The following is a 15052-nucleotide window of genomic DNA, read 5'->3' as shown; positions in this document are numbered from 1 at the left end:
ATTGTCAGTGCAAGTGCTCGTGATGCGCCATGGTGAAGCGGGTTGGCATACGCTGGACCAGGAGCGGGAGCTGACGGAAGTCGGCCGGCTTCATGCTGCCGAGTGTGCCGCTCAGATTGCCGATTCGCCCTGGCGGCCGAAGTTGATCTGGACCAGTCCGTATGTCCGGGCGCGCGAAACCGCGGCCATCGTGTCCGAAATCCTGAATTGTCCGGTGGAGGAGAAGCCGTTCCTGACCCCCGACGATGACCCGGGGCTTTGCCTGGACGCGCTGCTGGAGCATCAGACCTCACCTTTATTATTGGTGGCACACATGCCACTGGTAGGCAGTCTGTCCACCTTGCTGGTCGATGGTCATCGTCATGGCATCCCGTTCATGACGTCCCAGGCGGTGGTATTGGATATGCCAGTGGTTGGCCCGGGATGTGCCGACTTGAAAGCCCAGTTTTTGCCCTGATTTAGCACCTGTCAGCAGCTTCCTCTTTTTTATAACGAGACTTAGTACCTAGGCGCTCAATGCTTGAAGTCACATTAATATCTAACTAGCTGGAGCCCCAGTTTCTTGGATTAATTTGTTGCGTTTCCTGCCCCCCGCAGGGGATGATTAGCGCGACTGTGCTTCCACAAAAAACAAAAAACACAGGTCGCGTTATGAAGTTCAACCAGAGTGATGTGTTTCAGTTTTCACCCGAAACATCTAGCTACAAGAGCTACCTTGCCGCCCAGAGCCTTCGACTTAGGCAGTGGAGTTTCATCGGAGCAAGTGTCCTGTATACCTTGTTTGTGGTTATGGATTTCCTTCGTTTTCCTTCTGAAGTCTGGTCACTGACTATTCCAGTGAGAATTGTATTTGCCATTACCCCGATCATTTTTCTTACGGTGGTATTCAACAGAAAAAAATCGAACGACGTCCGCTCTCATGTTTCACTATTAGTCAGTAGCTATCTCTCTATCGGATTAACTCATGCCTTTGTAAATTATATGGCTCTGATTCATGGTATTGAGTTCCCGAATAATGGTCTGGTGTTGATAATATTGTTTGGATGCCTGCTGACTGCGATCCCGATTCGGCTCGCTGCCGTTACTACCTTTTTCATTGTGGCGATAACTGAAGTGTCGAGTGTTGCGGCTGGCCAGTCAGTGGTAGAAAGCGCAACCGATGGTATGTTCTTCTTTTTGTTTGGTGGGCTTTGTTTAGCTGTTCATCGGATTTGCCAGATTGTATTGGCTCAAAATTTTGGCCTTCTTCGAAAATTGCATGCCAGCTCAGTAATGGATGAGCTTACCGGGCTAAATAATCGTCGGTTCTTCGACCTGGAAGTCAAGCGTCTATTGCAGCAAGCAAGGCGCGATCAGAAAACTTGTGGATTAATGATTCTGGATATCGATCACTTCAAATCAATTAATGACAATCTGGGCCACGACGCAGGAGATCGTCTGTTGAGAGCCCTTGGTGCCTTTCTTCAGTCAGTTTGCCGTCGACCTTCTGATTTCGCGGCACGATATGGCGGAGATGAATTCGTACTCTTTTTCTACGATATTGAGAACTCTATGCTCGAAAAAATCGGGCATCAAATTGTCCAGCGCGTCCGAACTATTCGTCCATTTGGTGCTGCTTCTGACTGTATTCCCACTGTGTCCATTGGCGCCACGTCCTCTAGCTCGCACCCGGCTGAGCTATTCAAAGCAGCCGATAAAGCATTGTATGAAGCAAAAAGAAAAGGGCGTGACTGTTTTCAGTTGTCATCAACGGGCGGGGAATTGATTGACAGAGTATTTGAAGCACAGGGTTAGTCTATGAGTCAGAATTTCGAAGATATTGCATCCCAAGTGAACCGGACTAAATCGGTGGGGCAGCCGCCGCTTGATCAGTGGCACCCTGATTTGTCCGGCGACATGGATTTGCGCGTGTCCCGAGACGGTCAGTGGATCTTCAAGGGCGAGCCGCTTGCTCGTGAGGCTATTGTCCGTCTGTTCTCAACCATCCTGCGTCTTGAAGACGATGGTGAGTTTTACCTGGTCACTCCGGTGGAAAAATGGCGCATCCAGGTGGAGGATGCTCCCTTGCTGGCCCATTCCCTGGCAGTGGAAGCTGATGGGACAGAGCAGGTTATCAAGCTGACCACCAATGTTGGCGAAGTTCTTGAGGTGGGAGATGACCATCCGCTGGAGGTAGGCAGCTACTCGGGCACTGATGAGCCGCGCCCCATTATTCATGTGCGCCACGGTGTTACAGCGAGACTGGTAACCGCTGCTTTTTACGAACTGGCAGAGCACGTGGTTGAGCGTGAGGGGCAAGCTGGGCCTGAGCTTGGCGTGTTTAGTAACGGAAATTTCTACAAAATCGGGTAGGGTGGTTGAAAACCCTTACCGCGACCCCATCAATGACGGTAGAAAACGCACTAAGTCAGTTGTTAAACTGTGTTTTCATACTTGTTATGAGCCTGGCTCTCTAACGAGGCCCGGTGGTCGTCAGTCCCTCTGTGCAGTCTGGCTGTTCAAGATCACTTTCGATTGCCTTAATTCAATTAAACAGTCATTGCGACACGCAAGGAGATCACATGGCCCAACCTCGTGTTGTCACCATCCATTACACGCTCACCAACGATCAGGGAGAGCAGCTTGACTCCTCCCGTGTAGAAGGTCGTGAGCCACTGTCATACCTGGAAGGTGCTCAGAACATTATCGGTGGACTGGAAAGTGCACTGAACGAAAAGAACCCTGGCGACGAAGTCAAGGTATCTGTTGAGCCGGCTGAAGGTTACGGTGAGCTGAACGAAGAGCTGGTACAGCCGGTTCCCCGTTCTGCGTTTGAAGGCGTCGACACCATCGAGCCTGGCATGCAGTTCCAAGCGCAGACTCCGGGCGGTCCCCAGGTAGTTCGCGTTGTAGAAGTTGGCGATGAAACCGTTACTATCGATGCCAACCATCCGCTGGCAGGTCAGACCCTGCACTTCGACGTAGAAGTTGTTGAAGCGCGCGATGCGACTGACGAAGAGCAAGAGCACGGTCACGCTCACTAAGCTTTTCTGAAGTGTCTGCGAAAACGGCTCCATCTGGAGCCGTTTTTTTATGCCTGGAAGAAAATCAGGGCAAAAAAAACGGCCCAATAAAGGGCCGTTTTTCGCTAACCGAATTTACATGTTCGGGTAGTTGGGACCACCGCCACCTTCCGGCGTTACCCAGTTGATGTTCTGAGCAGGATCCTTGATGTCACAGGTCTTGCAGTGAACACAGTTCTGGGCGTTGATCTGGAACTTCTTGCCGCTGCCGTCTTCTTTTTCGACAACTTCGTAAACCCCGGCCGGGCAGTAACGCTGCGCCGGTTCGTCGTACTTCGGCAGGTTCTCGTTCAGCGGGATGTCCGGATCGGTCAGCTTCAGGTGAACCGGTTGATCTTCCTCGTGGTTGGTGTTGGAGATAAACACCGAGGACAGACGATCGAAGGTCAACTTGTTGTCCGGCTTCGGATAGCTGATTTGCTTGGCTTCAGAGGCAGGCTTCAGCGTGGCGTAATCCGGTGTTGTGTCGTGGAAGGTGAATGGCAGACTGCTGCGCAGGATGTTCTGCTCAACGAATGCGATTGCACCACCGACGAAGTTGCCAAATTTGTGCATGGCCGGACCAAAGTTACGCTCAGCGTATAGCTCTTTGTACAGCCAGCTGTCCTCGAACCGCTGCTGGAAGCCGGTAATTTCCTCACCACTCTTGCCTTCCTTCAGGGCTTCGAAGACCGCTTCAGCACCGAGCAGGCCAGATTTCATGGCGGTGTGGGAGCCTTTAATCTTGGAGCTGTTAAGGGTGCCGGCATCGCAGCCAAGCAGCAGACCACCAGGGAAGCTCATCTTCGGCAGGGCGTTGTAGCCACCCTTGCTGATAGCGCGAGCGCCGTAGGATACGCGCTTGCCGCCTTCCAGGTACTTGGAGACTTCCGGGTGCAGCTTCAGGCGCTGGAACTCTTCAAACGGGCTCAGGTGTGGGTTGCTGTAGGACAGGTCCGTGATCAGGCCCACGTAAACCTGGCCGTTCTCCAGGTGATAAAGGAAAGAACCGCCCGTTGTACCGCTTTCGCTCAGCGGCCAGCCTGTGGTGTGCACAACCAGACCTGGCTCATGTTTGGCAGGATCGATGTCCCACAGCTCTTTGATACCGATGCCGTAGTGCTGCGGATCCTTACCTTCGTCCAGCTTGAAGGCATTGATCAGGCGTTTGCCCAGGTGACCACGACAACCCTCTGTAAACAGGGTGTACTTCGCGCGGAGCTCCATGCCTGGCATATAGCCGTCTTTCTCGGAGCCGTCACGGCCTACGCCCATGTCACCGGTTATGATGCCCTTAACCTGGCCATCTTCAACAATGGTCTCGGAGGCCGCAAAGCCAGGGTAAACCTCAACGCCCAGTTGCTCGGCCTGCTCAGCCAGCCAGCGGCACAGGTTGCCCAGGCTGATAATGTAGTTGCCGTGGTTGTGCATGTTCTTCGGCACGAAGCCATTCGGGATCTTGGTGGCTTTTTCCTGGTTTTTTAGCAGGAAAATGTCGTCCCGGGTGACCGGAGTATTCAGTGGCGCACCTTTCTCTTTCCAGTCCGGGAAGAGTTCGTTGAGGGCAGTGGGCTCGAACACGGTACCGGCAAGGATGTGCGCGCCGATTTCGGAACCTTTCTCTACCACGCATACGGTGAGTTCTTCGCCAGCTTCCTGTGCCAACTGCATGACACGGCAAGCTGCCGACAGGCCTGCAGGCCCGCCGCCGACGATAAGAACATCAAACTCCATCGATTCGCGTTCCACGTTGGTCTCCTCAAACTTCTTTTAATGGATATTATGTGCCCGTAGGCGGAATTCTGGGGCGTCATCATACCGGTAAAACTGCCTATAGACGACTGCCCAAAGCCGATCACACCGACTATTAACCGAAAGGATATCGTATTTGCAGAATCAAACAAACGTTTGTTTGAAATTCTGCCTCTCCTTTGGCATTGTACGTGTACACCGAAACATCGTGTGTTCTGAGGCGTTTTTTAGTATCGTCTCACTGCGTGGCCCAGTCAACACTGGCCAATGTGATTGAAAAACGCTTCTGGCGCGTCCGAGCGGGCCTATTGACCCGTTCACCCTTTGCCTGCAGTATTAGTCCGCCGTGACAGCAGGCCCCGCGCGAGGAAGCTGTTTGTAACGTTCGGCGTGAAGGCCCATAATTCTGGGTTCATACCGAAACTACAGGAATCAAGAATACTCCGAGGTCCGCAGCTGCGGGGTCGCAAAAGAGTGTTTCTGATTGCGAGTCTTTAAACCCATCGTAGAAGAACGAGGAATCTATGAAGGTTCTGGTCGCTGTAAAACGAGTAATCGACTACAACGTAAAGGTGCGCGTCAAGCCGGACAACACCGGTGTTGATCTCGCCAACGTCAAGATGGCAATGAACCCGTTCTGTGAAATCGCGGTTGAAGAAGCGGTTCGCTTGAAAGAGAAGGGTGTTGCCAGTGAAATCGTGGTGGTCTCTATCGGCCCGAAAGCCTCACAGGAGCAGATCCGAACTGCACTGGCCCTGGGCGCGGACCGTGGTATCCACGTAGAAACCGACGACGAGGTTCAGTCCCTCGAAGCGGCCAAGCTGCTGAAAAGTGTTGTCGAGAAAGAAGAGCCGAAGCTGGTTATTCTTGGCAAACAGTCCATCGATTCCGACAACAACCAGACTGGCCAGATGCTTGCAGCACTGACCGGCATGGCGCAGGGCACCTTCGCGTCAGAAGTGGTTGTTGAAGGCGAAAAGGTTAACGTAACCCGCGAAGTAGACGGTGGTCTGATGACCGTGTCTCTGAACCTACCGGCGGTTGTTACCACAGACCTGCGCCTGAACGAGCCGCGTTACGCCTCGCTCCCGAACATCATGAAGGCGAAGAAGAAGCCGCTCGAGTCCATGAGCCCGGCTGACCTGGGCGTCGACATCGCCCCGCGCCTGTCCACTCTGAAGGTTGAAGCACCTGCTTCCCGTCAGGCTGGCGTGAAAGTGGCAGACGTTGCAGAGCTCGTCGATAAACTGAAGAACGAAGCGAAGGTGATCTAAATGAGCATCCTTGTAATTGCTGAACATGACAACAGCAGCCTGAAGCAGGCTACCCTGAATGTTGTAGCGGCCGCCAAGGCCATCGGCGGAGACATCGACGTACTGGTTGCCGGCGAGAACTGCAGCGCGGTTGCAGAATCTGCTGCCAAGGCTGAAGGCGTGAACAAGGTACTGGTTGCCGACAACGCTGCATACGGCCACTTCCTGGGTGAAAACCTGGGTGAGCTGGTTGCCGAAGTAGGCAAGGGCTACAGCCACATCCTGGCCGCTGCTGGGACCGTGGGCAAAGACTTCATGCCACGGGTTGCTGCGCTGCTGGACGTTGCGCAGGTGTCAGACATCATGCGTGTGGAGTCCGAAGACACCTTCGTTCGTCCGATCTACGCAGGTAACGCGATTGCCACTGTAAAATCCAGTGACAACATCAAAGTAGTTACTGTTCGACCGACCGCTTTCGACCCAGTTGCTGCTGAAGGTGGTTCCGCCGCTGTCGAACAGCTGGACGTTGTAAAAGACGCTGGCTTGTCCCAATTCGTAAGCGAAGAACTGGCCAAGTCTGACCGTCCTGATCTGGCAAGCGCCGGTATCGTTGTTTCCGGTGGTCGTGGCATGCAGAATGGCGACAACTTCAAAATGTTGGAGCAGGTAGCTGATCTGATGGGTGCTGCTGTTGGCGCATCCCGTGCTGCTGTCGACGCTGGTTTCGTACCGAACGACATGCAGGTTGGCCAGACCGGTAAGATTGTTGCTCCGCAGCTGTACATTGCCGTGGGTATCTCCGGTGCCATCCAGCACTTGGCTGGTATGTCTGACTCCAAGGTGATCGTTGCGATCAACAAGGACGAAGAAGCACCGATTTTCCAGGTGGCTGATTACGGCCTGGTCGCGGATCTGTTTGAAGCAGTACCGCAACTGGAAGAAGAGCTGAAGAAAGTTCTGTAACTTTCTGGACGCTTGAAAAAGGCACCTTCGGGTGCCTTTTTTGTTGGGTGGTCATAAAATAGATCCGCCTGAGTTACCGAACCATCCTGATAGCCGGAATCTTTCCCATGCCCCTCACTCCCTTTGACGCACTGGCGTGTCCACTCGATGGCAAAATTTTGCACCGCGATGGCAATAGCTGGCGCTGCGAATCCGGACACAGCTTTGACATTGCCCGACAGGGCTATGTGCATCTGTTGCCGGTGCAAAAGAAGCGGTCCCGGGAGCCCGGCGACAGCAAAGACATGGTGGCCGCGCGCCAGCGTTTCCTGAATGCCGGTTTCTACGATGCCATCTCTGATGCGGTGAACCGAATTGTGGCCGGCGGGTTGCCGGAAGCAGGTTTGGTGCGTCTGCTGGATGCTGGCTGTGGTGAGGGCTATTACACCCGGCGCCTGGCCGAATCAAAGCCAGAAAGCCGCGAGGTTGCGGTGGTTGGTCTGGATATTTCCAAGTGGGCGGTGTTGGCTGCGGCCAAGCAGGACAAAGAGATGAGCTGGGTGGTGGGGAGTAACGCCAATCTGCCGGTTCTGCCCGGTACGCTGGACGCCGTGCTGTGCCTGTTCGGTTTTCCGGTTTACAGTGAATTCCATCGGGTGCTGAAATCAGGTGGTCTTGTTTTGCAGGTCGATGCGGGACCGGATCATCTTCGGGAGCTGCGGGAAATCATCTATCCGGAGCTAAGACCGGAAAAGTCCAGGAGTGAGGCCGCGCCGGAAGGCTTCGAACTGGCGGCATCGGAGCCGGTTCGCCACACCCTGACCCTGACGGGACAGGAGGTGATTGCCGACTTGCTGGCAATGACGCCGCATCTATACCGTGCCAGCGCCGAGGGCCGGGAGAGAGCGGCAAAGCTGACTGAGCTTACGGTCACGGTAGACGTTGTGTTGCAGCACTACGCCAAGCTCTGATTGGCGCGCCAGACCGGTTATTTCCCGGTTTTGGGCGAATCCCTACCGCCGGGCTTTTTCGAGACCAGTCGCTTTTCCGCCTTACCGATAAACAGAGTTTCAGCCAAAATGTGCAGGGCCTTGTTGGTGGTGCGGACGGTCTTGTACACCGTTTTGCTGGTTTGATCGTGGGTCTCGCGCGCTTTTCGGGCGCTTTGGCGGAATTCCTCGTCTCGGGAAAACAGGTCGATCAGGCCAAATGTGGTGCTCGAAATCGCCTTGTGAACCTTCTCAACGGCGCTGGTACCGCCGGAGACCGTGTCCTCAAGCAGTTTCGCGCGGTTGCGGACTTCCTCCAGTTCCATCCGGCGTTTCTGGGTGTTGCTCTGGGCGGAAATCCGTCGAGCGTTAAGAATCCTTAGCTGGCGTCGAGAAGCTTGCAGCCGGCTCAGCGTGAAGCCCAGCGCGATCAGCGAAACACCTAGCAGGATTGCCGGAATAATCAGGGAAGTGCTCATGATATCAATTGCCCCTTAGCGGTACTCGATGTGCATCTGGACATCGATATCCCGCTCCGCCATCTCGGTCTCCAGCTCTTTCATCACTTCCTGGTAGACCATTTTTCGCACCATAACCGGCAGCTTGTCGGCAAGCATGCGACCCGAACGCGATTCCCGCTTGGCGATGGCGATCGGGTCCAGAACCCGCATGATTAGCACCATCTCGGGATCGGGAGCTTCGCCGTCAATGTCGTCGGACTCCATCATCTGCGCAATCATCCTTCGTTGTTCAATGACCTGCCAACACAGAAAGCCACTGAAGACGGCAAGAGTCAGGCTTACTATCAACAGAGTTGTGATCAATGTTTAGCTCCTCGGCGTCATCATGAGTTCTGCGGGGCAGTGTGCCCGATTAACGGCCGCAAGCGATTGGCCCAGCCGACGGAATTGTCTTGGTTTTGCACGGAAAACGGCCCGCGGAATGGTTATATCAATAACATTTGCAGTGTGTTGCGGTGCTGTGCAGAATCAACTACTTAAGACTAAAGAATAATTCACTGACAGGGACCCATTATGGTCTGGATTAAAGCTTTTTTCGCTGGTTTTATTGCAACCCTGATTTTTCATCAGGGCCTGTTCATGGCCTTTTATCTGGCTGACATGGTGCCGATGGCCCCCTTCAATTTATCGCCAGTGCCGCCACTGGGCGTGCCCTCAGTTCTTTCTCTGGCGTTCTTCGGTGGGCTCTGGGGTATGTTGCTTTGGCTTCTTGTTGGCCGTTTGGCTGGGGCCAAGTACTGGCTCGGCCATATTCTGGTGGGCGCGATCGGACCAACCGCCGTTGCCATGCTGGTAGTGTTCCCTTTAAAAGGCCTCGAGGCGTCAGCTCAGACCTGGGTCGGTGGCTTGCTGCTTAACGGCTTCTGGGGCTTGGGTGTTGCAGTGTTTATGGTCGTGATGGATGCCCGCGCGCAACGCACGTTCGATTAATTACCTAATCATATAAAACGCAAAGGATAAGCAATGACTAAATCAGCAGAAACGGCCTATGATCTGGTCGTATTTGGCGCCACCAGTTTTGTCGGCCAAATACTCACCCGATATCTGCTTGAGACCTATGGACTAGGGAAAACCGTAAACTGGGCCATAGCCGGCCGTTCCGAGTCCAAACTGAATACCCTGAAAAGTGATCTAGGCAGCAAGGCGAAGAATCTTCCGGTCATCCTGGCCGATGCCGCCGATGAACAGGCGCTTCAGGCCATGTGTGGCCAGACCCGCGTGATTATCTCCACCGTCGGCCCCTACGCCCTGTACGGTGAGCCGCTGGTTCAGGCTTGCGTGCGTGCAGGTACGGATTACTGCGACCTGACCGGGGAAGTGCAATGGATCCGCAAGATGGTCGACCGGTATGAAGACGAGGCCAAAGCCTCCGGTGCACGCATCGTGCATTGCTGTGGCTTCGATTCCATTCCGTCCGATATGGGTGTCTGGTTCCTGCAGCAGCAAGCCGAGCAGACATTTGGTGAGCCGTGCCAGGATGTTCGGATGCGGGTTAAAGCGCTCAAGGGCGAGTTCTCCGGTGGCACCGTCGCTTCCATGATGAACATCGCCAAGGAAGCAGGCGCAGATCCCAAGCTCCGCAAAGAACTGGCTAATCCATTTTCAATTTCTCCAGCGGGACATCGCTCCGAGGCTCGCCAGCCCAGCCTCAAGGGCGCTGAGTACGATAAGACTTTCGACGTCTGGCTGGCGCCGTTTGTGATGGGTGCAATCAACACGCGCATCGTCCACCGTTCCAACGGACTGCAGAACGCGCGTTACGGGAAAGAATTCACCTACGATGAAGCGATGATGACGGGCCGGGGCATGAAGGGTCGTCTGGCAGCCTACAGCATCACCGGCGGCCTTGGCGCTTTCTTCACAGCGTCGGCGATCAAACCCACACGCTGGTTGGTCGAGAAATTCGTGCCGCAGCCCGGCGAAGGACCCAGCCCGGAAGCCCAGAAAGCCGGGTATTACGACCTGCGCTTTATGGGCCGTACCGAGGACGGCAAAACCATCATCACCAAGGTGACCGGCGACCAGGACCCGGGCTACGGTTCAACCGGCAAGATGCTGGGCGAAGCCGGTATGAGCCTGGCGTTCGACATTCCCGCCGAGAAAGAGGGTGGTTTCTGGACGCCATCCTCTCTGCTCAATGGTAGCCTGATGGACCGCTTGACCAGCAAGGCTGGTCTGACTTTTGAGGTTCTGGAAACCCGCTAATTCCCGGGCTCAGGAAATCAGGTGAATCTCGCGGTCGGTGTCCGGTAGGGCATCCGGCCCGTGGCCCAGCGCAATCACCGCTTTTCCTTTTAGCCAGTACCGCAGGTTATTACAGATGCGCTCCCGAGCGGGCGCATCTACCCCGGTAAACGGCTCATCCAGAATCAGCAATGGTGCCGGATTCAACAGTACCCGGGCCAAAGCAATCCGCCGGGCTTCGCCACCGGACAGCCGGCTTCCGCTGTTGCCCAGCCAGGTATCCAGCAGATCAGGTTCACTCGCGAACCGCTCACCCAATTCCACCAACTCCAATACCCGCCATATCGCGGCATCGCTCGCCGTGGAGTCGCCCACCAGCAAATTCGCTTTCAAGGTATCTTCGAACAGCACCGTGCTCTGAGTCAGGTAACTCAGTGGCAAACGCGCTATATCGCCCTGAAAAGGGGGCGCCAGGCCCGCAAGTACATCGGCAAGGGTCGATTTGCCACTGCCGGAGTGACCAATGATTCCCAGATGCTCGCCCAAGGCGACATTCAGGTTGAAGTGCATGAGGATTGGCGGAGCACCGTCGTATCGCACACCAAGCTCTGTTGCGACCAGCGCTGTGCCTTTTGGTGGCTCGCTGGTATGGATTGTCTGCTCCCCGGGAGCGTTCAGGGAATCCTGGTTCAGCCGATTGGCAGAGGCCTCGGTGGCACCCAGCTTACCGAAGGCTTCTGGCAGCCCCCCATAAACCTCGGCCAGTCCTAGCAGGGCAATGGGCAACAACACCAGCACCGGCCCTGAAATTTGCCCGGATTGAAACAGTTCAAATCCAGCCCAGAGCACGGCGATAGCCGCAAGATTGATCAGCAGGTGGGTAAACGCCTGATTCCAGCCCACACGTCGGTCCACTTTCGCCTGTTCCTTGGCAAAACCGTGGGCCTGGCGCATCAGCCAGGCCGCATGCTTACCAGTCCGCCCGGCGGCGGTGAGCTCGGCAAAGCCTTCAAGATGCTCAATAATATGGGTGCGCAGATCCTCTTCGCTATCGCTGAGCTGACGGGAAGTTTGTCGCGTTCGTAAAAGCGTTCCAATGGACGAAAAAAACAGGGTGCCAGCCAGCAGCAACCCTAGCCACAGGGCGAGTTGGCCATCGAACAGAACCGCGGCCAGAAGCACTACCAGTAGGCTGACCACTGCCGCCAAAGCAGTCGGCGCGATCAGGCGCAGGTATAGGGTATCCAGCGCGTCTACGTCTCGGGTTAATCTCGATAGCCACTGGGCGCCAGATAGCCCAAGACGCTGACTGCGGGGCGCGGCCGCTAGCTGCCGGAACAGCCGGGTTCGAATATCAGACAGCTGGCGCAACACCGTATCGTGGTTATAGACCCGCTCCAGATAGCGCCCGACGGTTCGGACAAGGGCAAACAGGCGAATTCCGCCACCGGGCGTGTAGAGGTTGATTGAGACCTGAGCGCCAGCTGCAAGCAGGAGGCCTGCCAGTGCCGTCTCCGTGATGAACCAGCCCGACAGCGCCAGAAGCCCCATACCTGAAATTACAGTGATCAAAAGGAGCAGGCCGCCAACTGAGAGTCGGCCCCAGCGCTGAAAAATAAGGCGTAACCACGGCAGCAGCTCACGCATCCCACAGGTCTCCTTCGGACACCAGTAATACCCGGTTGGCCAGAGTGAGCAGTGCCTGGTGATGGGTTGAGAAAATCAGGGTCTTACCGGCTTCGGCCAGCTTATGCAGGGCCTCGATTACATGCACTTCGCTGTCGGTATCCAGGCCCGCAGTAGGCTCGTCCAGCAGGATCAGGTCGTAATCCGCCACGAAGATACGGGCCAGGCTAAGTCGTCGCGCCTGGCCGCCGGACAGTCCCTGGCCGTCCTCCGAGACGTGGCTGTGAATGCCTGCATCCCGGCTGTCCAGAAGTGGCCGCAGGCCTGCATTGGTGAGGGCCGCCTCAATCGCGATATCGGAGGCGTCCGGCCGGGTCAGGCGCAGGTTATCGGCCCAGGAGCCCTGAACCAGGAATCCGGTCTGGCCGAGCCAGCCAAAACTGAAGGAGCCAGGTTGCTTGCCAAATACCGAAATAGACCCTTCATCCGGCACCACAAACCCGGCCAGTAAATGAAGCAAGCTGCTTTTGCCACCTCCGGACGGACCCGTAAGTGCTATGCAATCACCTTTCTCAAACGTCAGTGATAAATCCGAAAAGACCGGTCTTTCCTGCCGGTAGGATAGGCCGACCGCGCCCAGCTGAACGTTGTCCTCACGCTTTTCCTCGCTTTCGCCATCGTTACCACAGCGCGGCGAACCATTCTTCAGATGGTTCATACGGGCCAGAATTTCGGCACCAGCCCCCAGGGCGGAGGCCCGGTCGTGATAGTGCTGGGAGAGAGTACGCAATGGCTGGAAAAATTCTGGGGCCAGCAGCAGAATCAGCAGCCCGGAAAACAAGGTCAATTCGTTTGCGGGGCCAAAGGTGATGTACCCAAGCAAGCCAAAGCCAATGTAGATCGCGATCACCGCTATCGCCATCGAGGCAAAGAATTCCAGAACCGCGGAAGACAGAAAGGCAATTCGGAGGGTCTTCATGGTGATGCGTCGATAGGCATCCGAGCGGGTGGCGAGCAATGAGGCGGCGGTGTCGGTCTGGCCAAACAGTTGCAGGGTAGTCAGGCCGCGGACCTTATCCAGAAATTGCCCGGAGAGTCGGCTAATCGTCTGGAAGTGCTGCTGGTTGAGCCTTTCTGCGCCCATACCCACCAATGCCATGAACACGGGTATTAAGGGAGCGGACAACAATAAAAGTAGAGCCGCGAGCCAATCCAGCGTAAACACCAGGATCAGTATAAGACTAGGGGTGATGACGGCGAGCAACAGCTGGGGCAGGAACCGCGCGTAATAGCCGTGCAGAGCCTCAACGTGATCCAGCCATTCCCGGGCCAGTGCGCCCGCGGAGAAGTGACTCAGGGCGACCGGGCCAGCGGCATTCCAGTGCTGGTTAATCTGCCGCCGGGCATCGCATCGGACATGTTCACTACACTGGGCAGCCATGCGGGTTTGCATTCCCTGGCCGAGGGCGCGAACAAGCACGGCCGCCACGAGCACCAGAAACAGGGGAGAAAGCTCTGCGACCGGCACAGCTTCGCCAACGCCCTGATGCACAATCAGGGCGAGCATGGCCATTTGCACCAGGGTAGCAATTCCGGTGACCACCCCCGCCACTACGGCACCGTACATCCACCGGCGGTTGCTCTTACCGAGCTCTGCCAACCATTGCTTTACCTGGCGCTGATCCGGGACTGAAGCAGATTCTTCAGCCCCCGAAGCGTTTGGATCGGCTGTTTCTGCCACTTAATGGTAGCCCTCGCCTGCACGAACCTTGCCGCGAAAAACCCAATACGTCCATGCGGTATAGACCAGCACAATCGGGATTACAAACAGCAGGCCCAGCAACAGGAACAGCTGGGATTCGTACGCGGAAGAGGCCTGCCAGAGGGTGTAATCAGGCGGAACAACGTATGGCCAGCGGCTGACTATTAGCCCCAGATAGGTAGTGATGAACAGCCCCATGGTCGCGACGAAAGGCATGCCCTCAAATCGGTTTCGCACAGAACGGTAGATTTGGAAGGCGCACAACAGGGTGAGCACCGGCAATACCCAGATCACGGTGAGGTTATTAAACCAGCGGTCCCGAACCAGCTCATCAACGAATGGTGTCCAGATGCTGATAACACCAAACACTGCCAGAACCGCGGCTAACAACGGTAAGGTAAGACGATAGGCCCAGGCCTGAAGCTCGCCTTCGGTTTTCATGATCAGCCAGGTGGAGCCGAGCAGGGCGTAGCCAGCGAGCATGCCAAAGCCGGTGAGTACCGTGAATGGCGTCAGCCAATCGAAGGCCCCGCCCACATAAACGCCGTTTGCGGTGTCGAAACCCTGGATATAGGCGCCCACAACTGCGCCCTGGGCGAAAGACGCAACCGTCGAGCCGCCGGCAAAGGCCCAGTTCCAGAGGTACCGGGAGGACCGGGCCTTGAACCGGAACTCGAAGGCCACGCCCCGGAAAATCAGGCCGGCGACCAGCAGAAAAACGCCGATGTAGAGCGCGGGCAGGAAAATTGTATAAACCAGCGGGAAGGCGGCCAGCAGACCGGTGCCACCCAGTACCAGCCAGGTCTCATTGCCATCCCAGACCGGTGCGACGGTATTCATCATGACATCCCGCGCCTCGTCGTCTGGTGCGAACGGAAACAGGATGCCCACACCAAGATCGAAACCGTCCATCAGCACATACATGATGATGCCGAAACCGATAATAAACGCCCAGATCAGGGGTAGATCGAAGAGTTCCATC

Annotated in this window: 15 protein-coding genes; 9 read left to right on the top strand and 6 right to left on the bottom strand. The window is 55.8% G+C overall.

Annotated elements, in window-relative coordinates:
• The first annotated feature begins 7 nt into the window (after nt 1–7).
• The 4 genes from QUE89_RS08880 to QUE89_RS08865 all read left to right on the top strand — a co-directional run bounded on the left by QUE89_RS08880 (nt 8) and on the right by QUE89_RS08865 (nt 3023).
• Nucleotides 8–457, top strand: coding sequence for a SixA phosphatase family protein (locus tag QUE89_RS08880; protein WP_286219748.1), 450 nt, complete (start codon nt 8–10; stop codon nt 455–457).
• Nucleotides 458–651: 194 nt separating this feature from the next.
• Nucleotides 652–1794 (top strand): GGDEF domain-containing protein, encoded by a 1143-nt coding sequence (locus QUE89_RS08875; RefSeq protein ID WP_286219747.1) that lies wholly within the window; start codon nt 652–654, stop codon nt 1792–1794.
• Nucleotides 1795–1797: 3 nt separating this feature from the next.
• Entirely contained in the window at nt 1798–2352 is a 555-nt protein-coding gene (locus QUE89_RS08870; RefSeq protein ID WP_286219746.1) for a DUF1285 domain-containing protein, read from the top strand.
• Between the two features lie 209 nt (nt 2353–2561).
• The gene (locus QUE89_RS08865) at nt 2562–3023 is read left to right on the top strand and encodes an FKBP-type peptidyl-prolyl cis-trans isomerase (RefSeq protein WP_286219745.1); all 462 of its coding nucleotides are present in this window, start codon (nt 2562–2564) and stop codon (nt 3021–3023) included.
• A gap of 114 nt (nt 3024–3137) precedes the next feature.
• Here QUE89_RS08865 and QUE89_RS08860 read toward each other — a convergent pair whose 3' ends face one another.
• On the bottom strand, nt 3138–4790 hold the full coding sequence (locus QUE89_RS08860; RefSeq protein WP_286219744.1) for an electron transfer flavoprotein-ubiquinone oxidoreductase: 1653 nt from the start codon (nt 4788–4790) through the stop codon (nt 3138–3140).
• Nucleotides 4791–5317: 527 nt separating this feature from the next.
• Between QUE89_RS08860 and QUE89_RS08855 the strand changes: the two genes are divergently transcribed.
• The 3 genes from QUE89_RS08855 to QUE89_RS08845 all read left to right on the top strand — a co-directional run bounded on the left by QUE89_RS08855 (nt 5318) and on the right by QUE89_RS08845 (nt 7959).
• Nucleotides 5318–6067 carry an electron transfer flavoprotein subunit beta/FixA family protein gene (locus QUE89_RS08855; RefSeq protein ID WP_286219743.1) on the top strand — a complete coding sequence of 250 codons (750 nt, stop codon included), beginning with the start codon at nt 5318–5320 and terminating at the stop codon, nt 6065–6067.
• The gene (locus tag QUE89_RS08850) at nt 6068–7009 is read left to right on the top strand and encodes an electron transfer flavoprotein subunit alpha/FixB family protein (protein WP_286219742.1); all 942 of its coding nucleotides are present in this window, start codon (nt 6068–6070) and stop codon (nt 7007–7009) included. It abuts the gene before it with no gap.
• A 107-nt stretch (nt 7010–7116) separates the two neighbouring features.
• Nucleotides 7117–7959 carry a putative RNA methyltransferase gene (locus tag QUE89_RS08845; RefSeq protein ID WP_286219741.1) on the top strand — a complete coding sequence of 281 codons (843 nt, stop codon included), beginning with the start codon at nt 7117–7119 and terminating at the stop codon, nt 7957–7959.
• Between the two features lie 17 nt (nt 7960–7976).
• Here QUE89_RS08845 and QUE89_RS08840 read toward each other — a convergent pair whose 3' ends face one another.
• Nucleotides 7977–8456: a hypothetical protein gene (locus tag QUE89_RS08840; RefSeq protein WP_286219740.1), complete on the bottom strand. Its 480-nt coding sequence runs from the start codon at nt 8454–8456 to the stop codon at nt 7977–7979.
• Between the two features lie 15 nt (nt 8457–8471).
• Nucleotides 8472–8801 carry a hypothetical protein gene (locus tag QUE89_RS08835; RefSeq protein WP_286219739.1) on the bottom strand — a complete coding sequence of 110 codons (330 nt, stop codon included), beginning with the start codon at nt 8799–8801 and terminating at the stop codon, nt 8472–8474.
• A 210-nt stretch (nt 8802–9011) separates the two neighbouring features.
• Between QUE89_RS08835 and QUE89_RS08830 the strand changes: the two genes are divergently transcribed.
• The gene (locus tag QUE89_RS08830; protein ID WP_286219738.1) at nt 9012–9428 is read left to right on the top strand and encodes a hypothetical protein; all 417 of its coding nucleotides are present in this window, start codon (nt 9012–9014) and stop codon (nt 9426–9428) included.
• Nucleotides 9429–9461: 33 nt separating this feature from the next.
• The gene (locus QUE89_RS08825) at nt 9462–10703 is read left to right on the top strand and encodes a saccharopine dehydrogenase family protein (RefSeq protein ID WP_286219737.1); all 1242 of its coding nucleotides are present in this window, start codon (nt 9462–9464) and stop codon (nt 10701–10703) included.
• Between the two features lie 9 nt (nt 10704–10712).
• On the opposite strand, the gene cydC is transcribed toward QUE89_RS08825, so the two are convergent.
• From cydC to cydB, 3 genes are read right to left on the bottom strand one after another with little or no spacing between them, the layout of a single operon-like run.
• Nucleotides 10713–12329: a thiol reductant ABC exporter subunit CydC gene (gene cydC, locus QUE89_RS08820; protein ID WP_286219736.1), complete on the bottom strand. Its 1617-nt coding sequence runs from the start codon at nt 12327–12329 to the stop codon at nt 10713–10715.
• On the bottom strand, nt 12322–14049 hold the full coding sequence (cydD, locus tag QUE89_RS08815; protein ID WP_286219735.1) for a thiol reductant ABC exporter subunit CydD: 1728 nt from the start codon (nt 14047–14049) through the stop codon (nt 12322–12324). The genes cydC and cydD overlap by 8 nt, the downstream gene beginning before the upstream one ends.
• Nucleotides 14050–15051, bottom strand: coding sequence for a cytochrome d ubiquinol oxidase subunit II (gene cydB / locus QUE89_RS08810; RefSeq protein WP_286222851.1), 1002 nt, complete (start codon nt 15049–15051; stop codon nt 14050–14052).
• Nucleotide 15052: the final 1 nt, after the last annotated feature.

This window comes from Marinobacter sp. LA51 (assembly GCF_030297175.1).
GTDB lineage: Bacteria > Pseudomonadota > Gammaproteobacteria > Pseudomonadales > Oleiphilaceae > Marinobacter > Marinobacter apostichopi.
This window is presented reverse-complemented; position numbering and strand designations above follow the sequence as displayed.